Source organism: uncultured Thiothrix sp., assembly GCF_937876535.1.
Classification (GTDB): domain Bacteria; phylum Pseudomonadota; class Gammaproteobacteria; order Thiotrichales; family Thiotrichaceae; genus Thiolinea.
Map to the genome: position 1 here is coordinate 84,625 of NZ_CALFHZ010000008.1, position 20,853 is coordinate 105,477.

Here is a 20,853-nt window from a genome sequence, read left to right on the forward strand (position 1 = left end):
GCCAACGCCTAGGGTAAGAATTAGCCTCGCACCGTGCCAAGCATAGACTATTTTCTCAGTTAGCCGCTATGAAAGAAACAGAACTAGCTTAGTTCCACAGCTACCTTTTATAAAATCCAGCTAGCAGCTACAGTAAATCTGGTATACTTAGCCGATGGATCAAAGCCTTTCGATAACTTTAGTGCTGGAAGGTGGCTTACCAAACGCTTACCTCAGTGTTCAAGATAACTACAGTAGCCCAGCACAAATTTTCATAGTACCGATGGATTTTATTGACATCGGTCTCTTGATCGCTAGCGCCCAAACGACTGGCGATTACTGGATGGTGACTGCTTCACCCGATAATCCACGTTTTCAAATTGAATCAGCGGTATTTGTTAAACATCGTGACGGCAAAATTCTCTGGGATGTGGTTTATGAACATTACGAGCCTTTTCTAAATATTGAGTTAGAAGAAGATCCAGAAGAATATGAAGAGAATATCATTACTTTCTCTTTCGATGCCTTCCAATATGTCAGCGCACTCTATCAAGCGAGTCAACTGGGCCAAGACTTAGCACCCACTATTTTCTCTTTACCTGACTCTAGCCCTAAAGACGAGCCTAAAAACCCTCTACTCGAATTGGCAAGTTATGCCCCCCGCTTAAATATGCTCTGGCAAAAATACGGCCAGACCAATGAGATGATTAAAAATGGCCGCCCCACGCATCAACATGATGCTTTTGCGTTGGAAACAGAAAAACAATGGTTGCAGGATTTACTCGATACTTTAGACGAAGCCCAGCATGAAGAAGCATTTGAAAATCTAGATGCTTATCTTGAGTCTTTACCCGAGGAAGTCCAAACACAACTAGAGGGCGACAGCCAGCCACTAAAAGAATTACTCGATCAACGTTGGAAAGTACTAGTAAATTCTCTCACGGAAGAAGAATCGGAAGCTTTAGAAAACCATGAAACCGCCAGCCGCTTTCCAAATAGCCTAAAACTCCGCCTAATGCGTGAATTTTTAGAAGGCAACCCTTCAGTGCTATTGGGCAGCGGTCATAGAGCGCCAGCAGGTGACGGAAAAGACCTTGCTGATAGCGGTAAAGTAGTTGATTTACAGAACTGGAAACGTAAGCGCACACCTGAATAAGGTTTCAGCCGTTAATGCGCCAAGATTCGTTGTAATTGTGGCGCTAAACTCAGTAAAAAACCTCGATTCAAAGCCATCCAAATAACTAAGGGCGCAATCATTGGCAAGATTAAAGTGCCCGTTTGATAAGCCAAGGCAATCACATCCAAACTCCAAGCACTCAAAGCTTGCTGCTGTTGAAAGGCGGCTCCTACATCAAAACACAACACCTTCAAAACACTAAAAAACATGCTGAAAACAGCCATAGGTAGCCAAATGAAACTTGCCCATAACAATTGCTGCCATTTATGGCTAGCAGGTGTGGCCAGAATCAAAGCAAACAATAAAGGCAAGCTAAAGGTATAAATGAGTGGATTCAAATGAAAACCCATTAAATCATCTGAAACTGGAGGGGAAACAATCGTCCCACTCGCATCCATTCCAAAGTTTGAAGCCAACACCAAAGTACTACCATCCAATTTCAACCATAGTACTGAGTGGGGAAAAGTGAGTTGTAATAGTTGCTCGGTTAACCAAGTTAAAGGCGCTAAATGCACGACAGCTGTCCAATACCAAATCACAAAAGTCATAGGTAGCAATACAAGTACGCCGAGCATAAAACTTTGGATGGGGCGTTGTTTCATACTGGTTGCTGCTCTATCAGTTGTTGATCTTCTAAAGGCAAATAACGAATCCAAATAAGGAAAACAACGAGCGCGTCTAACATAATTAAAGCTTGCCAAATATATAAATGCGCCCAGTCAAACAGCTCACGACTCCATTGTCCTAGGTAAAATAGGCTAATAATACGTAATAGATTCATGCCTTGAATCGCCACAAAGCCCCAAGCCAAACCTTTTAACTTATATAACCAAGGCGCAGGGAATGCAGCAATCGCAGCCAGCAACACAATCATCGCTTCAACACCATTACAGCCAGGCTCAATTGAAACTGCAAATCCATTCAAGCTATGGCTGATGACTTTGCCAGAAGCAATGACATTGGTATCGAAAAAGGACATAAACCAGCCACTAATGTCGGCGATTAAAGCGGTCCAAGGAAGAATGACTTGCTGTTGCACGGGTTGAAGCATTTCCAAACCGAATAAAACAGCCTGAGCCATGAGAAAAAGCATAAGGAAGCGTATCATATTGATTTTTTGTTATAAATTAGCTAACAGCAATACTAAAAGACTTTAAGGCACACTATAACAAAAACACTGCAACGATAAAATAAAGATTTAATGCTAATTGATTAAGTTTATTGCTCTAGCTCCAAACTAAAACCCTTGCTCACTAAACCAAGTCAAAACGACCTCTGCTGATGCTGGACGCTGCTCCGGTAACTTAGCAAGTAAACGATTTAAAAGCGGCTGATAAGCTATTAAATTTTTAGGCAACTGTGGCAAAGGATCAAACAGCTGCTTCTGTAAGACCTCCCCGAGATCTGAGCCAGTATAAGGTTTTTCACCTACTAACATTTCATAGAGCAAAATACCCAAGGCATATAAATCAGATTGAATGCTGGCTGGATCGCCCGCTACCCGTTCAGGACTCACATAGAAAGGCGTGCAGTAAATTTGGTCTTCTTGCAAAAAACCACTGCTTAACATCACACTACTTTCGATTCCATAATCTAACAGCACTGGAGTACTGTCATCATTCATAACAATATTGGAGGCTTTTAGGTCACGATGCAGCATCCCCAAAGAATGAATCACCCCAAGAGACTCAGTAATTTGCTTAAACCAACTAATTAAATCAGTCAGAAGTAGATGGGCATGTTGAGTCAGGAGTGCTCGCAAGGTTTGCCCTTGCACATACTCCATAATAATCACCACTGCATTGCAGGACACCCCCACATCCAAAAGATGTACAAGCCCCGGATATTGCAAGGCAGTCAGTAATTTAGCATCCTGCAAAAAACTACCAAACGCATGATTCTCCACACCACTGACATCAAACTTAAAGCGCTTAATCACCGCTTGGCGATGATGGCGATTTTCCGCTAAGAAAATAACAGAGTTTTCACTGTTATGAATGAGTTCCTGAAAATGCCATTGCGGTAAATTAATCGGGTAACGTTGTAAGGCTCGTCCTACTTCAAGCAAATTATCTAACTGAGTCGCCAACTGACTGGGTGAAGCCTGCAAAGGTAAACTTAAATCTGCCCCCGCCCAAACTGCCTCACGCCCACGATTTTGATCATCAGTCAGTACAATCACAATCGGCAAACCAGCACGTGTGCGTTGAATACCATGTAACCAACTTAGTTCAGACGTCATTTTTTCTGTCGCAATAATGACTAAATCGTAAGCCTCCCAGACTAAGCATTTGAGCGCATTGACATCCGCTTCGGGAAATAAGCGCTCTAGGAAAGCTGTAGGGAAACGCTTGCGCAGCATGAGCTCAAGATCTAAGCGTATGGGTGACTGACTCTCAACCAGTAAAAACGTTAAGGAAGGCTTGCTGACAACTCGTTCCGCTTCAGCGGAAAGTTGATAATCCACTTAAAACTCCACGCAATAGTTAATTGGCATTTCGAACTTTTGGTTTTATGTGAGTTTAGGTCAAGAAAATTGATTTTTCACAATAAATCCTACAAAAGGAGAAAGCTTAAGGTGGCTACTGAATTGACAGCAACTGCGCTTTACCGCATAATTCCGCGCCTTTATGAAACCCTAGCAGGATAGGGTATTGATTCTGCATCCTTGCTTCACTGCACATTAAATTGTTCGCAGGAGGCTGTTTAATCCAAAAGGAGATTTCATGCGTCATTATGAAATTGTCTTCCTCGTCCATCCGGATCAGAGCGAGCAAGTTCCAGCGATGATCGAGCGTTATCGTACGCTGATCAATGAAAACCAAGGTACTATTCATCGTTTAGAAGATTGGGGTCGCCGTCAATTGGCTTATCCAATCAATAAAATTCACAAAGCACATTATGTGATGATGAATGTTGAATGTGATGGCAAAACTTTAGATGAATTGGAAAGTATTTTCCGTTTCAATGATGCCATCCTGCGTACACTCACCATCCGTCGTGATGGTCCTATCACTGAAGCCTCACCTTTAAGCAAAGAAAATGAAGGTAAGACCAAGCGTCCACCACGTCGTGAAGAAGTGGAATTGGATGATGCTGATCTTGATGAAGCTGACGACGAATAATTGTAGGGATCATTAATATGTCACGTTTTTTCCGCCGTAAGAAATACTGCCGTTTCACTGCCGAAGGCATTGCTGAAGTCGATTACAAAGACCTTGATACCTTAAAAGGCTTCATTACTGAAACAGGCAAAATTGTACCTAGCCGTATTACCGGGACTAAAGCGCCTTATCAGCGCCAATTAGCTACCGCGATTAAACGCGCCCGTTTCCTCGCGCTGATGCCTTACACCGATCAGCACAAGTAATTTTAGTGTTTGACCGTGCTCGTCACGGTCACTCGTTAAGAGCAGGAGACATGCATGGCTGCATTCATTATGTCAGGGCCACTTCAAGCGATTGGTTTTGCCTTAGTGGTTGCTTTACTCGCAATGTTTCTGCCATTTTTAGGTTTACTGAGTAATGCGGCCATAGGTTTAGTCACCTTACGCATGGGCTGGCAACGGGGCGCAATGATTGCGTTAGCGGTCAGTGTGGGTTTAGGGCTAGTAGCGCTCTTATTACAAGGCAATATCTTCGGTAGCCTATTCTCAAGTTTGCTGCAATCACTATTGGTTGTAGCCTTGGCAATTTATTTAGCCCGAACTGCCTCTTGGCCAAAACTGCTGCAGATTATTTTTGGTTTAGCAGCGGGTCTAGTAGTGCTTTTTCATTTAAGTGTGGCTGACCCAGTCAGCTTCTGGAAAAATGCTCTACAAGCTTTGGTCGATTTTGAGCAACTGCAAGCCCGCTTGGTTGATATTAAATTGGACGATTTACTCAACCAAATCGCTAAGCATATGACTGGGCTGTTTGCAGCCTCGATGAGTTTAGCTTTTACCCTATCGCTCATGCTAGCACGCCATTGGCAAGCGAGTTTGTATAATCCGGGTGGTTTCAAGGAAGAAATGTATGGTTTACGACTGAATAAGTTCGTAGCCCTCGCCCTCAGTGCGATTATTATGCTTGCCCTCGTTAGCCGTTCAGCCTTATTAATCGACTTAATTTTTGTGGGACTTGGATTATTTTTATTCCAAGGCATCGCGTTGATCCACAGTGTACGCGCACAATTAAAGGCTCATCGTACTTGGCTATTAGCGCTTTATATTCCCTTAGCTCTATTACCTGTGCAAACAGGGCTTTTAGTAGCAGTGTTCGGAATGGTCGATACATTTGCAGATTTTCGTGGCTACTTAGCCCGTAGAACTAAACAGTAAACTTAAGTATTTATGGATTATTCAGGCTCAGCCTGAGTTACATTTTAAGGTGAGAACAATGGAAGTCATACTTCTAAAGAAAGTTGAAAATCTCGGTGCACTCGGAACCGTGGTTAATGTACGTCCAGGCTATGGCCGTAATTATCTGATTCCGACCGGCCGCGCCAAAATGGCTACTAAAGCCAATATCGCTGAATTCGAACAGCGTCGTGCTGAATTAGAAAAAGCGGCACAAGATGCACATGCTGCTGCTGAAGCACGTCGTGATCAATTACAAGACTTAGTTTTAACCATCAAAGCTAAGACGGGTGGCGAAGGCAAATTATTCGGCTCAGTGTCTAGCATTGAAATCGCTGAAGCAATCAATGCAGCAGGTGTTCCTGTTGAACGTCGCGAAATTCGTATGCCAGCAGGCCCCTTGCGCTTATTGGGTGAATACGAAGTCGGCCTGCATTTATATACGGATGTTGATGCAACCGTAAAAGTCATTATCGAAGACGAAGCTGCTAATTAATCAGCAACTTAGTTTCATCATCAGGTGGTTTTATAGCTACCTGATGAATTTTCTAGGCGAGCCTCCGCTCTTTTTCCCCTACTTCCTGTAAACTGCTAGTTATGGCAGACACATACGAATCACTTAAAATTCCTCCGCATTCAATTGAAGCAGAGCAGTCCGTGTTGGGCGGTTTAATGCTGGATAATGAAGCTTGGATGGTTATTGGCGACAAACTATCTGAGACTGATTTCTACCGGCAGGATCACCGCTTGATCTTCCGTGCGATTGCTTATTTAGCTAGCCAACAAAAGCCGCTGGATGTAATTACTTTAAGTGAATGGCTTAAGGAAAATCGTTCATTAGAAGATGCGGGTGGCTTGGCGTATTTAGCTACCATGGCTAAAGACACGCCGAGTGCTGCTAATATCAATGCTTATGCTGACATCGTGCGCGAGAAATCAATTCTGCGCCAATTGATTAGTGTGGGCACTGAAATCGCGGATTCAGGCTATAACACTGAAGGCCGTGATAGCCGCGAATTGCTTGATCAAGCAGAACGTAAAGTCTTTGAAATTGCTGAACAAGGGGCTCGCAATACTAAATCCTTCCGTGATCTCAAGTCTTTAATGAAAGCCACTCTAGAAAACATTGAAGTACTGAGTAAACTAAATTCGACTATTACAGGGGTCTCGACCGGTTATACCGATTTAGATGAAATGACCTCTGGTCTACAAAAAGGCGATTTAGTCATTGTTGCGGGTCGTCCTTCAATGGGCAAAACTACCTTCTCCATGAATATTGCTGAATATGCAGCTGCGCACAAAAAGTTACCCGTTGCGGTATTTAGTATGGAGATGCCTGCCGAGCAATTGACCTTACGTCTCTTATCCTCAATGGGGCGAGTGGACCAACATCGCTTACGTACTGGTCAACTGATGGATGAAGATTGGCCACGCATTGCAACTGCGGTGAAGATTTTCGCAGATGTACCGATGTTCATTGATGATAGCCCCGCACTTTCTCCAAATGAAGTACGCGCCCGCTCCCGTCGTTTAGTACGCGAACATGGTCAATTAGGACTGATTGTCCTCGACTATCTGCAATTGATGCAAGGCAATGGCAAAAGTGAAAACCGTACCAATGAAGTTTCGGAAATTTCACGTTCCCTTAAAGCGTTAGCAAAAGAATTAAGTACGCCCATTGTTGTCCTTTCCCAGCTTAACCGTAGTTTGGAACAACGTCCGAATAAACGCCCGGTCATGTCAGACTTGCGTGAATCAGGGGCAATTGAGCAAGACGCCGATGTGATTATGTTTGTGTATCGGGATGAAGTTTATCATCCTGATTCTGCAGAAAAAGGTTCTGCTGAAATTATCATTGCTAAACAACGGAATGGCCCTATCGGTACTTGCCGCCTGACTTTCTTAGGCAAATACACGCGCTTTGAAAATTATACACCTGAAGTGTATACCCAAGGCTTTGAGTAAAAATCTCCTATTATTTCTCACTATCTTCTCCATCTTAAGCTAGATTAATTTGTACGCACGTCAAGGAAAGATGTGCTATTTTTAATCTGATTAATTTTCAATCAAATTGCAGCAAGGATGGCTTGGACGCGATGTATGAACCCTCAAAGTATGCTAACTGGTTGCTAGCGACACTTTTATTTACCTTATTACTCAGTAGTTTAATTCTCGGTTGGTTATTAACTCGTTCCTCAGTATTTGCAAATCCAAGTTTATTAACTACAGCACAATTAGCTGGACAAGACTTAGCCGCAACTTCCGCTACTAACTCTAATCCAGTAAAAGCTATTCAAATTCCATCAATTAAGACTGAGCGGCAAATTATTGCTTTAGAGATGCCGAATACAAATACTGAAAAGCCCGTCAAGCCAAACCAAACAATTGCAACGACTCACTTACGTTTGCCAGCTATCTTAGCAGATAGCCAAGAATATTTAGAGCAGGCTGCTATTACGCCACAAGCTCTTTTACCTTTGGCTAGTTTAGTAGCCAACCAACCCAATACTTTACCTAAAACGACTGCGCCTGCTGCTCTCACTGTCCAAGGTTTATTAACAAGCACTAATCCAGCACAACAGCCCCTAAAATATAAATCTGCGTGGCTCTATGCTGGCCAGTTTCAAAATGGAAAATGGAGTTTGCTGGGATTAGATATAGACTCCACGACCTTACCCGAACCTAATCACAGCTATAAACTAACCTGGGGTGCTAAAGTACGCTCTGCGCCACCTAGTCAACGCATGAGCACTGCTAGCGCTAATTTAGCAGAGAGTATCGGCTACTTAGCTGAAGGTTCGAGCATTCAAGTCTTGAATGTAAAGCAATCTGGCAAGAATGGGCATATTTGGCTTGAAATTGCTTATGGGGAGTAATTGACTCAGCTAGACACAGTGAGTACTTTGAAGACATGCCTAGCTTCAGTATTCGAACTAAACTTTTTATTGCGATCCTCCTAGCCTGTTCAATAGCAGTCACCGCTGCTTTAAGTTTTGTTCATTTCCAATTTAGATATACCTATTTGGAGTTTGTTCGCCAGCAAGAAACCGAGCATTTACAACAGCTAAAAACCACTCTAATTACTTATTATGCAAAACAGGGTACTTGGGACAAACTCAAAAAAGATCGACGCCAATGGTTTTTATTACAACGCTCACTGCGCGAGCAAACTGAGCTTGAAACCAATGATCTCCCCCCTGCTCCCTCCATTAATCGTCTCACTCAATTCGATGTCCGCCGCCGTACGGTCTTATTAGATGCAGCACATCAATTAGTACAAGGTATTCAACTAAAAGATCCACCAGATTTAGAATATAAACTGGAGTGGAATCAACAAGTAGTTGGCTATTTAGGTTTGTATCAACGCACTGGCTTTAACGAAAGTAGCGAAGATGCCAAATTCTTAGAAAAACAAAACAAGACTTTGTTCATTATAGCGCTCATGACTTTATTGGGCAGTATGTTGGTGGCCTTCTTATTAGCCCGTCAATTAGTTCGCCCCATTCAACGCTTACGCCATAGTACTAGCGAATTAGCGGATGGAAACTATACAACACGAATTGCAGAAGTCGGTGGTGATGAATTAGGCCAGCTTAGCTCAGACTTTAATCAGCTCGCACAGCGTTTACAGCAAAATGAACAAGCACGGCGACAATGGATTCAGGATATTGCCCACGAGTTACGTACCCCTTTATCGATTTTGCGTGGTGAAATTGAAGCGATCCAAGATGGGATTAATCCAGCTGATGAGCCGACTATCCACTCTTTACACCAAGAGGCTCTCCATTTACAGCGTTTAGTGGAGGACTTATATACCCTATCGATGTCGGATAGCGGCGCTTTGAGTTATCACAAAACTGAAGTTGATTTGATCAAAGTGCTGAAGGATAGCCTGAGTCAATTTGAGCACAGTTTCCAAGAAGCTGGCTTAAGACTAGCACAGCAACTGCCGACCGATCAGCAAGCCTTGATACAAGCAGATGAACAACGCTTACAACAACTCTTTCATAATCTACTCAAAAACACTCTACGCTATACCGACTCACCTGGCCAATTGCAGGTTGAACTCAAAACACAGGGGCAAGTAGCAGAAATAAGCTTTTGCGATACTGCCCCCAGTGTCCCTAATGAAGCCCTGCCTCACCTATTCGAGCGATTATTTCGTGTAGAAAATTCGCGCAATCGCTTAACTGGGGGAGCAGGTATTGGCTTGAGCATCTGCCATAATATTGTGGAAGCACATAGTGGTAGTATGCAAGCCGATCATTCGCCCTTGGGTGGCTTGCAAATCACTATCCAACTACCGCTGAAGACCTTAACGAAAAAAGCTAATCGAGGCTAAAGCCATGTTTCCGGTGTTAATCGTAGAAGATGAACCTAAAATTGCCGAACTTTTAAAAAAATATCTGGAAAACTCTGGCTATAAAACTCATTGGATCGCCGACGGCAATGCAGCAAGCACTTGGTTACAACATAATCAAGTCGAGCTAGTACTATTAGATTTAATGTTGCCTGGCAAAGATGGCTTGGATATTTGCAAGGAACTGCGCCAACGCGCTCCCCAACCTCCCATTATTATGCTCACTGCCCGCGCTGAGGAAATTGATCGCTTACTAGGCTTAGAGTTGGGTGCTGATGATTATATCTGCAAACCTTTTAGTCCACGTGAAGTGCTTGCTCGTGTTAAAGCCGTTTTGCGCCGCACAACACTACCTACTAATAATCAGCAAAATGGCGCAGTTCTTGGCCACACCAGCATTCAACTGGATCGTGAACGTCTATGCGTACAATTCGGTGACCAACAAGTCATTTTGACCTTAGTCGAATTCGAATTATTAGAAACTTTACAATCCTATCCAGGGCGAATTTTTAGTCGCCAGCAGCTAATGGAGCGGGTTTATCCGGATAATCGAATTGTCAGTGATCGCACTATCGATAGTCATATTAAAAAGCTGCGCAAAAAGATTAATGAGCTGAACTCAGAGCGCGAATTGATCCATTCTGTGTATTCAGTAGGTTATAAATTCGAGCCTTAAAAGCAGTTCATTCTCCTAGATCTCTCCATGATTAGCTCAAACTTAGTCCGTAATTCCTGAGTATTCTGCCTCACATGGAAGCGAGACAACTTCCACACCAGAACAAACTTAGGTTAGGGAAGACCGCTTAAGTCAGTTAAAACACACAGGAACTTATAAATAATTTTTGGAGATATTTAGAATGAAAAAGTCAATTTTAACCTTAGCTTTAGTTAGTGCTTTAGGTTTAGGCGCGGTTAGTAGCGTATTTGCTGAAGATCCAGTGCCTGCCCCTGTTGCTGCAACCACTACTACTCCAGCAACGACTGCTGCACCTGCACAAGCTAATGCTGCTGATACTCAAGCACAACGTGATGCCAAAATGGCCGAGCATATTGATAAGCGTGTCAGCCGCATGAAAGAAAGCTTAAATCTAACCGATGATCAAGCAACCCAGTTAAAAACGATATTGACTGAGCAACAGGCTAAACGTGAAGCTTTACGCACTGAAACTGAAACACGGATTACTGGCGTCTTGACTCCAGAGCAAGCCACTAAACTGAAATCTTTCCGTGATGATCGCAGAGGTTTTGGTATGGAAGGTGGTCCGGAAGGCAAAGGTCGTCATGGTGGTCATCATCGCGGTGGGCATGGCGGCGATCATGGTGATTGGGGTAATAAACCAGCTGAATAAATCTATTTAATCTTATATAATAACTCTACATTGCATTGACCTCTTATCAGCCGGATCCTAGGATCCGGTTTTTTTTACTCACACTGCTTTCAAGCACTTAAGCTGTTATCGAATAACCACGTAACCGTTGGGCAAACTGTGCTAAAGCGACTACCCCTGTTTTTTCTGCATGTGTGATCCACTCTTGCACCGCTTCCAAGCGAGCTTCTTGAGACTGGGCAGTACGTTCCCATAATTGCAATAAGCGCTGTTGGAATTGATATACCGTTTCTAAAGATTGGTTACCTGCTACTAACTGCTGTAAATCTGCTTTAGCCATTTGATCTAAAGGTTTAGATTGACTCAGCAAGCGTTGCATCAGGCGCTTTTGTTGACGGCAGGCTGGTTTATCTTGGCATAACTCAGCATTGACCACAGGCTTAGTCACTTGGCGTGCAAAATTCGATAAGACTTGCACCCGATTCCCCAACACAGCTGATACAGTATCCAAATCGACGACTTGCTTGGTCAGATTCACGGTTAAGCGCGGTGCTACATTGCGTACTTTGGCCATACCAGCGATTTCTAGTAAGCGGATGTACATCCAGCCAATGTCGAATTCATACCATTTACTCGATAAGCGCGCCGAAGCTGCAAAAGCATGGTGATTATTATGTAACTCTTCGCCACCAATAATGATGCCTAAGGGTGAAATATTGGTAGAAGCATCGTCGGTCTGCCAATTACGATAACCCCAAAAATGTGCCAGACCATTAATTACTCCAGCCGCCCAAAACGGAATCCATAACATTTGTACCAGCCAAATGGCTAAGCCTGCAAAACCAAATAGCGCTAAATCAATCAGCAACATGCAGAGCACTCCTAGCCAAGGCAACGGCGTATACACCTTGCGCTCTAACCAATCATCAGGAGTACCACGTCCATACAGATTCAAAGTGTCTTGATTTAAGGATTCGCGGCGATACAAAAAAGCACCTAGCCACAACACGGTCTGCAAACCTTTATGTTGCGGGCTGTGTGGATCATCTTCAGTTTCGCATTTCGCATGATGCTTACGATGAATCGCGACCCACTCGCGAGTGATCATTCCTGTGGTGAGCCATAGCCAGAAACGGAAAAAGTGGAAGGGCACAACACCTAAATCGACGGCACGATGCGTTTGTGAACGGTGCAAAAAAACGGTCACCGCAATAATAGTGATATGCGTTAGCCCCAAGGCAATCGCTACTAATTGCCAAACGGCTAACTCAGACCATAAGCCCATGAAATCTCTCCTCTACCTACAACACTTAAGCCTAAAAGATTAACTAATTTAATTAGCTACTTAATTATACTTTTTTCAACAAAAAACTCATCACCTGACCTGCTTTAGTTTGCCGATGAATCGCTAAGCCCCAACGTGCAAAATCAAGCTGGTACTCAGCTTCATGCTCCAAGTAAATCAAGGTTTCACTACTGATGAGTTGCCGCTCTAACAGCTGAGCTAAAGACTTTTCAGGTAAGGCTAAACGAAAAGGCGGATCCAGAAAAATCACGTCGAAACTTACTGTTTCACGCGCTAAATAACTGAAAGCATCAGCATGAATTAATTGTGCGTGGCTTGCCCCCAAGGTATCCACATTGGCCTGTAATTGTTTGAACGCACGCGTATCTTGCTCAACAAAGACCACTTTAGCGGCTTCACGCGATAAAGCCTCAAACCCCAAAGCACCGCTACCTGCAAATAAATCTAAGCAGCGCGCGCCCCCTATTACTGATGTCAACCAATTAAATAAAGTTTCGCGCACCCGATCGGGGGTTGGTCTTAGACCAGCTACATCGGCTATAGGAAGGCGACGACTACGCCATTGTCCGCCTATAATACGTAATTGATTGGCTTTGACTCTGTTTGCCTGAGAACTATTACGATTTGGGCTAGCTGATGATAGTATGCGGGGCATTTAGCAGAGTGCTCATAGATAAAAATTTTGGTGTAGGTGATTGTACGATGTTTGGATTTGGAAAGAAAAAAAAGCAGGAAGCAGAAGACATCTCCCCTGATGCCGTACTCGCTCAACCCAAGAAGCTCGGCTTATTTGAACGCCTACGCCAAGGCTTATTCAAAACCGGCAATACCATTACCGCTGGCATGGATGTCATCGTCAAGGGTAAGAAAAAAGTCGACGATGAAGTTCTTGAAGAACTAGAAACTCGCCTCTTAATGGCCGATGTCGGGATGGAAGCTACTCAGGAAATTATGAGTGACTTAAATCAACGGGTAAGTCGCCAAGAATTAGACGATATGGATGCCTTGATGCAGGCTTTGTATAACAAAATGCATCGTATTCTTCGCCCTGCAGCCCAGCCTTTAACCATTGACAGCAGCCATAAACCCTTTGTGCTATTGATGGTCGGAATTAATGGCGCTGGCAAAACCACTACGATTGGTAAACTTGCCAAAAAATTCCAGCAACAAGGTAAGTCCGTCATGCTGGCAGCAGGCGATACTTTCCGTGCTGCCGCTGTTGAGCAACTCACTATTTGGGGCGAACGCAATGGTATTCCAGTGATTGCTCAAGGCAGTGGCTCAGATTCAGCTTCCGTCATCTATGATGCGATGCAATCGGCTAAAGCACGCGGTATTGATGTCCTACTGGCCGATACGGCTGGACGCTTACACACGCAAACTAATTTGATGGAAGAGCTGAAAAAAGTAAAGCGGGTGATGCAAAAGCTGGATGAATCCGCACCGCATGAAATTATGCTGATTGTTGATGCAAGTATTGGGCAAAATGCGTTAATTCAAGCCCGTCAATTTAATGAGGCCTTAGGTGTCACTGGGATTACGGTCACTAAGCTGGATGGTACGGCTAAAGGCGGGATTTTATTTGCGATTGCTGAGCAACTGAAAATTCCAGTACGCTTCATTGGGGTTGGCGAAACGATTGACGATTTACAAGAGTTTGATGCTTACGAATTTACTAGCGCATTACTAGCGGGCGGCGATGACAACCAAAACGATCATTGAATTCCGGCAGGTACATAAGCGCTACCCGACGGGTCAGCTTGCACTCTACAATGTCAATTTGACAATTCATGCCGGAGAGATGATTTTCATCACTGGCAATTCAGGTGCTGGCAAAAGTACGCTTCTTAAATTAATCGCTTTGCTGGAAAATCCAAGCAAAGGCGATGTACTGATCGATGGTACACCTTTATCGCATTTGCAAGCTCGGCAAATTCCTAATTATCGGCGACGCATTGGTTTTATCTTCCAAGATCCACATCTACTCTATGACCGAAATGTGTTTGATAATGTCGCTATGCCCTTATTAATTTCCGGCATGCCTGCTACGGATATTACGCGCCGCGTTAATGCCGCTTTAGATAAAGTTGGTTTAGGGAAAAAAACCAAAAGTTACCCGCTCATGCTGTCAGCTGGTGAGCGCCAGCGCGTGGGGATTGCCCGTGCAGTAGTCAATCGCCCCACCATGATCTTAGCAGATGAGCCAACTGGGAATTTAGACCCCGAATTAGCGCAAGACATTATGCATACCTTTGCGCAATTTAATGACATTGGTGTCACCGTCTTAATTGCTAGCCACGATCATGGTCTAGTCGAGCGCATGAAGAAACGCATTCTTGTCTTACAGCGAGTGGAGCTTTAAATGACTGAAAAAAGACCACTTGCAAAGCCACGCCCTGCTACTTCAAATAATTTTGGGCGCAAATCCAGAGTCTGGCTCAATCAGCAAAAACAAGCGATTGACTTCAGCCTGAAACGCTTATGGTTTAATCCAATTTCTGCTTGGATCACTTTAATTGCGATTGCTTTGGCGTTGTCCTTGCCAACAAGCATGCATGTTTTGGTTAAAAATCTGCAAAGTCTGACGCATAACAACCAGTCTGTGCCAACTATCTCTCTATTTCTAAAGCCCAAAGTGACTGAGCAACAAGCGAATGACTTGGCGGAGCTGGTCAAAAGTCAGCCTGAAGTGTTAAGCACTACAGTGGTCACCCGCGATCAAGCACTACAAGATTTTAATAAAATTTCAGGTCTTGCCGACACATTAAAAACCTTGGGCGAAAACCCCCTACCCAATATTGTCGTGATTACCCCTAAAATGAATGATTTAGGGGTCACCGATGCTGATTTGGAAGACTTCAGTAAACGCTTAAAGACCTATAAAGAAGTTGAAGATGTACAAATCGATATTGAATGGATTCAACGCCTACGTGCCATTCTGCAAATCGCAGAACGCATAGTGGCCGTCGTGGCAGCGCTATTAGCCACTACAGTACTGTTAGTGGTTGGTAATACAATCCGTCTTGATATTGAAAATCGCAAAGATGAAATCCGCGTCACGCGCTTAATTGGCGCAACGAACCGTTATATTCGTCGCCCTTTTTTATATGGCGGTTTATGGCTAGGCTTATTTGGCGGCTTCCTTAGTCTATTAGTCGTGAATATCGCCTTACTGTTTTTGGTCGACCCCGTCAATAAACTTTCCATGCTTTATGGGAGTGATTTCAATTTAGGCGGCATTGACCTCACCACTACTTTAGAAGTGTTAACCGTCAGCGCTGGTTTAGGCTTAGTTGGTGCCTGGTTAGCCGTGAATCGCTATCTCTGGGAAAGCGAAGTCATTAACGACTAAAAGCGACTACCATCTGGAAAGACCAAGGTTTTGCCAGTAGGGTCAGATTTAGGCACGTTCGGTTGTGGTTGTGTAGGATGAGTGATCGGTGCTGGATTAATGGTGGATGGCTTAGCCTCTAAGAAGGGACTAAAACTCGAGTTGCCAGCTGGAAACTTGGTTGACTCAGTAGGCTGCACTGCTTGATCTGTGGTGGGGGTTATTACAGCATTATTCGGCAGCATCGCGGGTTGTTGTGGGTAAAAAGCATTAGGCGCAGCTTGCATAGGTGCTTGCTGCCAATTAGGTGCTTGATAGTTATAGTTGGGTATCCCTGTACTCCAAGGCTGTTGGCTATTGAGTGAGTTCATTAAAAACATACTGGCCACCCAGTCATTATTATTGCGCCGCCCAAAGAAATTAGAACCACTCGACCACGGCATCCACGCATTATTTCCCCATGAACTCCCCCAACTATTGCCAGAACTCCAAGGCATAAACGCAGAATTCCAGCTATTTCCGCCCCAAGGCGCAAAGCCAGTTGACCAAGGATTACTCCCCATCGCCCAAGGCGAAAAGCCTGAAGACCACGGATTAGTACCCATACTCCAAGGTGAGAAACCCGTCGACCAAGGATTTGCGCCCATACTCCAGGGTGAGAAACCAGAAAACCAAGGGTTACCCGCAAATCCTGCTGGATTATTACTCCAAGTTGCTGCTGAACTAGGCGAAGCAATCGCTATCAGCCAAGCAAAACTGCTAGTTGATAAAAGAATTTGAGAGTTTTTCATCAAATGAATCCAGAAAAGATTAAGCATTGAGGGTCAGGCGCGGCACAGCGGCCAATAGTTTTTTAGTATAATCCTGTTGGGGCGAACCACAAACCGCGGCAGTTGGCCCCAACTCAACAATCCGTCCTTTGTACATCACCACCGTTTGATCACTGAGATATTCAACCACGCCAATATTATGGGTGATGAATAAGAGAGTTAAATCCCGCTCCGCACGTAACTCTAATAACAGCTTTAAGATTTCTGCTTGCACAGATACATCTAAAGCGCTGGTGATTTCATCGCAAACAATAAACGTTGGATTCAACACCAAAGCCCGCGCTAAACCAATACGTTGGCGCTGCCCACCCGAAAATTCATGTGGATAACGCCACAAATGCTCACGCTTTAACTGCATACGTTCTAAAGTTTTAGCCGCTAGCTCCAAGCGCTCTTCTTGATTTGCACCTATCCCATGTACAGCCATCGGTTCGGTCAGCGTGGTTTCAATCAAGAGCCGTGGATTTAATGAGGATTGCGGATCTTGAAAAACCATCTGCATTTTCGAGCGCCAAGGTCGCATTTCGCTAGCGGATAAGCCAACTAGTTCGGAGCCTTGCATTTTGATACTGCCCGAGCTGGGTTTCTCCAATTGCAAGACGGCGCGCCCCAAGGTCGTTTTCCCACAACCCGACTCCCCGACTAAAGCCACAATCTGGCCTTTGGCAATATCGAGGCTGACATCATCAACTGCTTTATTGTGATCAACCACTTGCCTAAACACGCCTTTTTTAATCGGAAACCAGACATTAACATGCCGCAACTGGAGTAAAGGCTCAGCGATTAAATGCGCTTCAGAGAGTGATTTAGTTAAGGCTGGGTTTTTGTGGCGTGCCAAATTTTCAGGAACTGCTTCGAGTAACTGATGAGTATACACATGCCGCGGGCGATTCAGCACTTGCTCGACTAAACCGACCTCTACCAGTTTGCCGTGTTGCATGACACCGACTTGATGCGCCATTTGCGCGACCACCCCAAAATCATGGGTGATGAACAAGATACTCATGCCAGTCGTGTCTTGCAGGTGACGCATCAGGCGTAAAATTTCAGCCTGCACAGTGACATCTAAAGCTGTCGTTGGCTCATCCGCAATCAGTAGCTCAGGCTCACAAGCCAAAGCCATCGCAATCATCACACGCTGCCGCTGCCCACCTGAAAGTTGATGCGGAAAAGTATTCATGCGTTCGCGGCTATTGGGAATTTGTACTTGCTCTAAAGCCTGAATAGCGCGCTCTTGAGCCTCTTCTGCGGTCATATCCGGATTATGTAGCTGCAAAGCCTCCATAATCTGATCACCAACCGTAAACACCGGATTAAGCGAAGTCATTGGCTCTTGGAAAATCATGGCAATCTGTGAGCCACGAATAGTCCGCAATTCAGCTTCATCCACCTGCAACAAATCTTGATTATTAAACAGAATCTGCCCATTCGGATGCGACGCAATCCCATAAGGTAATAAGCGAATCACCGATAAAGCCGTTATGGATTTACCACTGCCCGACTCACCCACTAAACAGAAAGTCTCACCTTTATTGATGGTGAAACTCACCCCATCCACTGCTTTAACGGTTTCAATGCCATTTTGCAGGTAAGTACACAGATTACTAACTACTAACAAGGGTGCTGGCATTATTGCACCCCAGCTTCACGCGAGAGGTTTGGATCAATCGCATCGCGGAAAGCCTCCCCAATCAGGGTATAGGCAAAAACTGTTAAGAAAATTGCACCACCCGGAAACACGGCCATCCACCAATTGAAGCTGGCAGAAGTCACGGATTGATCCAGCATTTGCCCCCAAGAAGGCTCTTCGACTAAACCTAAACCTAAGAAACTTAAAGTAGCTTCGGCCAAAATCGCTGAAGCCACCCCAAAACTTGCAGCGACTAAGAGTGGTGCGACCCCATTCGGCAACATATGCCGAAATAAAATCGAGTGTAAAGGTAAGCCGGCCGCCACCGCCGCTTGTACATAATCTTGGCGACGTAATTTCAGAAATTCTGCACGAATATAACGCGCATAACCCGACCAACTGGTGACTCCAATAATGATCATCATCATATACAGGCTACGCCCAAAGAAAGCGACAAAGGTGAGTAGGAGAAATAAGGTCGGAATCGCTTCAAAAATCTCTACTAGGCGCATGCCAATCATATCGACTACACCGGAGAAATAACCCATGAAGCCACCAATAATAATCCCAAGAATCATGGAAATACTGGTTGCCACTATCCCAATACTTAAAGCAATACGGGAGGCATGAATCATCCGGCTTAACACATCGGCACCATTTTCTTCGGTGCCCATCAAGTGTAAGCGTTTATGATCAGTCGCTTTGCTAGCTAAAGGTGGTTCTAACCCTGTATCACCATAATCCCGCAAATAATCTTGGGGTGCATAAGGAATCGGAGGCATGACTCGCCAATCCGTTTCGATATAAGTAGAGGTGCGGAAATCGTCGTAAATGACTAGCTGAGGGGGCTTTAAATATATATTTGCTAATACGCTGACTGCGGCAATCACTGCAGCAAGCAGTGCTAAATTCACTCTAAACTTTAATTTCAGCGGCAAAACCCATAAAACTAAAATCGTGAAAAAAGCGGCTAATACGACTAAGTCTTCAATACTCAAATAAGTTAAAACAGGAAAAAAAATTTGCCCATTTTTACTCATGATTAAGGGCATGCTATTTGCTAAGAAGGGGGCAAAGACTGCACAAAATACTAAAGTACCTATCCAGAATAGAGCAAATTTTACACCTGGGCCAGCCAAGGTTTTACGCAATAAGCGACGTGACAGGGTTTCTTGGCTAATAAGCTGCTTAGTCATAAGTCACACGCGGATCAACTAAAGTATAAAGAAAATCAGCAATTAAATAACCGATTAAGGTTAGAAACCCACTAATCCAAGTAATGGATAGTACCAATTCACGATCGCGGCTTTTTACTGCCTCAATCGCTAACTGCCCCATGCCATTAATGCTAAAGATATTTTCGACGATTAAAGAACCTGCTAATAAACTCGGTAATAAACCAGCAATAATAGTAATCAGTGGGAGTAAACTATTGCGGAAAACATGCTTCCACAGTACGGTTTGCTCGTCCAAACCTTTGGCACGTGCAGTTCGTGCATAATCAGCACTCAGATTTTCTAACAAGGAAGCACGAATAATTTTCGCTAAAGCGGCTGAAGAACCGAGTGATAAGCATAAAACCGGCAGGACTAAATGCCAGATACGATCAAATAAAAAGCCGCGCACAAAGCCATCAGCGGTGAACTGCAAAGCAAATAAAATTCCGAGGGTGGCACCAAAGAAACCTAAGCCGATGACACGAAAAGGCGTGTAGTCCATCCAGCCAAGACCGGCTAACATGGCAGCCCCTAAAACCGGCAGCACCACCCAGGCAAATAGCGAAAAGTCCGCATGCGCTTGTGCCATCCACACACCAACCACTAGGCCAAACACACCTGCTAAAAAGGCGCGTAATTTGCGCTCTTGCCAACGGCTCAGCCAAACCAGTAGTGAAGTGCCCATTAGCATCCCTAGAAATACTTTCCCGACATCCCAGAGCGAACCCCAATGCGGCATAAAGGGCATATCGTGCGCAGCCCGACTGCCAATTCCTGCGGTTGGAAACCATTGCCAATGCTGTACACTGGCAAAAAATCCAAGCAGCAAAACTCCTAATAGCATGGTAGGAATCGACCACAAAGCTAGCATAACCATGCTAGAGCTTACATCAAAACCGCTCCCCCGCTGAGTTGCCGAACGCACCCCTATTGCAATTGCAACGATATAAATAAGCGGAATAGTGATAATGTTCAGCAGCAAAGTAATCGGGATACGCTCGCCCAGAATCTCACTCACGGGGCGACCAAAATAAAAGCTTTCCCCTAAATCCATGCCCTTAGTAAAAGAAAAACCAGTGTATTTGCCGCCCTCATCCTGCTCAAAACCAATCGGGGAAACATTATTCAGCCAGCGCAAATACTGCATCGGTGCAGGTTGATCAAGCCCATAGCGCTTATTGTAATAATCCATTAGCGCTTTGCGCTCTTCCGGCTTCATATTGCTATCGGTCATATTCTGCGCCCCAACCCCACCCGGAGACAGCGCCATCACCGAAAACACTACAAGCGTAATCCCTAACAAGGTTGGAATCATCAAGAGTAAACGGCGCAGCAAATACGTCAGCATTTAGCAGCTCC

22 protein-coding genes are annotated in these 20,853 nt (G+C 44.4%); 13 read left to right on the top strand and 9 right to left on the bottom strand.

What is annotated here, in order from left to right:
* The first annotated feature begins 154 nt into the window (after positions 1-154).
* The gene (locus tag Q0230_RS05000) at positions 155-1,135 is read left to right on the top strand and encodes a hypothetical protein (RefSeq protein ID WP_298608718.1); all 981 of its coding nucleotides are present in this window, start codon (positions 155-157) and stop codon (positions 1,133-1,135) included.
* 11 nt (positions 1,136-1,146) lie between these two features.
* Here the strand turns inward: Q0230_RS05000 and Q0230_RS05005 are convergent, their stop codons facing one another.
* From Q0230_RS05005 to Q0230_RS05015, 3 genes are all read right to left on the bottom strand, one after another.
* Positions 1,147-1,758, bottom strand: coding sequence for an exosortase H-associated membrane protein (locus Q0230_RS05005; RefSeq protein WP_298608719.1), 612 nt, complete (start codon positions 1,756-1,758; stop codon positions 1,147-1,149).
* Positions 1,755-2,264: an exosortase H gene (gene xrtH, locus Q0230_RS05010; protein WP_298608721.1), complete on the bottom strand. Its 510-nt coding sequence runs from the start codon at positions 2,262-2,264 to the stop codon at positions 1,755-1,757. The genes Q0230_RS05005 and xrtH overlap by 4 nt, the downstream gene beginning before the upstream one ends.
* A 129-nt stretch (positions 2,265-2,393) precedes the next feature.
* Positions 2,394-3,623, bottom strand: a complete 1,230-nt coding sequence (locus Q0230_RS05015) for a serine/threonine-protein kinase (RefSeq protein ID WP_298608722.1) — start codon at positions 3,621-3,623, stop codon at positions 2,394-2,396.
* Between the two features lie 259 nt (positions 3,624-3,882).
* Between Q0230_RS05015 and rpsF the strand changes: the two genes are divergently transcribed.
* The 9 genes from rpsF (at position 3,883) to Q0230_RS05060 (ending at position 11,201) form a co-directional block, all read left to right on the top strand.
* Positions 3,883-4,281, top strand: coding sequence for a 30S ribosomal protein S6 (gene rpsF, locus Q0230_RS05020; protein WP_298608723.1), 399 nt, complete (start codon positions 3,883-3,885; stop codon positions 4,279-4,281).
* A gap of 17 nt (positions 4,282-4,298) precedes the next feature.
* Positions 4,299-4,526: a 30S ribosomal protein S18 gene (rpsR, locus tag Q0230_RS05025; RefSeq protein ID WP_078924317.1), complete on the top strand. Its 228-nt coding sequence runs from the start codon at positions 4,299-4,301 to the stop codon at positions 4,524-4,526.
* Positions 4,527-4,580: 54 nt separating this feature from the next.
* Entirely contained in the window at positions 4,581-5,474 is an 894-nt protein-coding gene (locus Q0230_RS05030) for a hypothetical protein (RefSeq protein ID WP_298608724.1), read from the top strand.
* Between the two features lie 58 nt (positions 5,475-5,532).
* Positions 5,533-5,988 carry a 50S ribosomal protein L9 gene (gene rplI / locus Q0230_RS05035; protein WP_298608725.1) on the top strand — a complete coding sequence of 152 codons (456 nt, stop codon included), beginning with the start codon at positions 5,533-5,535 and terminating at the stop codon, positions 5,986-5,988.
* 101 nt (positions 5,989-6,089) lie between these two features.
* Positions 6,090-7,457 (top strand): replicative DNA helicase, encoded by a 1,368-nt coding sequence (gene dnaB, locus Q0230_RS05040; protein ID WP_298608726.1) that lies wholly within the window; start codon positions 6,090-6,092, stop codon positions 7,455-7,457.
* A 131-nt stretch (positions 7,458-7,588) separates the two neighbouring features.
* Positions 7,589-8,368: a hypothetical protein gene (locus Q0230_RS05045; protein WP_298608727.1), complete on the top strand. Its 780-nt coding sequence runs from the start codon at positions 7,589-7,591 to the stop codon at positions 8,366-8,368.
* A 35-nt stretch (positions 8,369-8,403) separates the two neighbouring features.
* Positions 8,404-9,834, top strand: a complete 1,431-nt coding sequence (locus Q0230_RS05050; protein ID WP_298608728.1) for an ATP-binding protein — start codon at positions 8,404-8,406, stop codon at positions 9,832-9,834.
* A gap of 4 nt (positions 9,835-9,838) precedes the next feature.
* Positions 9,839-10,528, top strand: coding sequence for a response regulator (locus Q0230_RS05055; RefSeq protein WP_298608729.1), 690 nt, complete (start codon positions 9,839-9,841; stop codon positions 10,526-10,528).
* Positions 10,529-10,709: 181 nt separating this feature from the next.
* On the top strand, positions 10,710-11,201 hold the full coding sequence (locus Q0230_RS05060; RefSeq protein ID WP_298608730.1) for a hypothetical protein: 492 nt from the start codon (positions 10,710-10,712) through the stop codon (positions 11,199-11,201).
* A gap of 97 nt (positions 11,202-11,298) precedes the next feature.
* Here Q0230_RS05060 and Q0230_RS05065 read toward each other — a convergent pair whose 3' ends face one another.
* Complete coding sequence (locus Q0230_RS05065; protein ID WP_298608731.1) at positions 11,299-12,465, bottom strand: fatty acid desaturase; 1,167 nt, start codon at positions 12,463-12,465, stop codon at positions 11,299-11,301.
* Between the two features lie 64 nt (positions 12,466-12,529).
* The gene (gene rsmD / locus Q0230_RS05070) at positions 12,530-13,141 is read right to left on the bottom strand and encodes a 16S rRNA (guanine(966)-N(2))-methyltransferase RsmD (protein WP_298608732.1); all 612 of its coding nucleotides are present in this window, start codon (positions 13,139-13,141) and stop codon (positions 12,530-12,532) included.
* Positions 13,142-13,188: 47 nt separating this feature from the next.
* Here rsmD and ftsY point away from each other — a divergent pair, with 47 nt between their 5' ends.
* The 3 genes from ftsY to ftsX are packed head-to-tail and all read left to right on the top strand — an operon-like array spanning position 13,189 to position 15,838.
* The gene (ftsY, locus tag Q0230_RS05075; protein WP_298608733.1) at positions 13,189-14,208 is read left to right on the top strand and encodes a signal recognition particle-docking protein FtsY; all 1,020 of its coding nucleotides are present in this window, start codon (positions 13,189-13,191) and stop codon (positions 14,206-14,208) included.
* Positions 14,201-14,848, top strand: coding sequence for a cell division ATP-binding protein FtsE (gene ftsE / locus Q0230_RS05080; protein ID WP_298608838.1), 648 nt, complete (start codon positions 14,201-14,203; stop codon positions 14,846-14,848). The genes ftsY and ftsE overlap by 8 nt, the downstream gene beginning before the upstream one ends.
* Complete coding sequence (gene ftsX, locus Q0230_RS05085) at positions 14,849-15,838, top strand: permease-like cell division protein FtsX (RefSeq protein WP_298608734.1); 990 nt, start codon at positions 14,849-14,851, stop codon at positions 15,836-15,838.
* On the opposite strand, the gene Q0230_RS05090 is transcribed toward ftsX, so the two are convergent.
* The 4 genes from Q0230_RS05090 to Q0230_RS05105 are packed head-to-tail and all read right to left on the bottom strand — an operon-like array spanning position 15,835 to position 20,842.
* Positions 15,835-16,608, bottom strand: a complete 774-nt coding sequence (locus Q0230_RS05090; protein ID WP_298608735.1) for a hypothetical protein — start codon at positions 16,606-16,608, stop codon at positions 15,835-15,837. The genes ftsX and Q0230_RS05090 overlap by 4 nt on opposite strands.
* Before the next feature lie 19 nt (positions 16,609-16,627).
* On the bottom strand, positions 16,628-18,277 hold the full coding sequence (locus Q0230_RS05095; protein WP_298608736.1) for an ABC transporter ATP-binding protein: 1,650 nt from the start codon (positions 18,275-18,277) through the stop codon (positions 16,628-16,630).
* Positions 18,277-19,473, bottom strand: coding sequence for an ABC transporter permease (locus tag Q0230_RS05100; protein WP_298608737.1), 1,197 nt, complete (start codon positions 19,471-19,473; stop codon positions 18,277-18,279). Before Q0230_RS05100 ends, Q0230_RS05095 begins: the two co-directional genes overlap by 1 nt.
* Positions 19,466-20,842 carry an ABC transporter permease gene (locus Q0230_RS05105; RefSeq protein WP_298608738.1) on the bottom strand — a complete coding sequence of 459 codons (1,377 nt, stop codon included), beginning with the start codon at positions 20,840-20,842 and terminating at the stop codon, positions 19,466-19,468. The genes Q0230_RS05100 and Q0230_RS05105 overlap by 8 nt, the downstream gene beginning before the upstream one ends.
* Between the last annotated feature and the right edge of the window lie 11 nt (positions 20,843-20,853).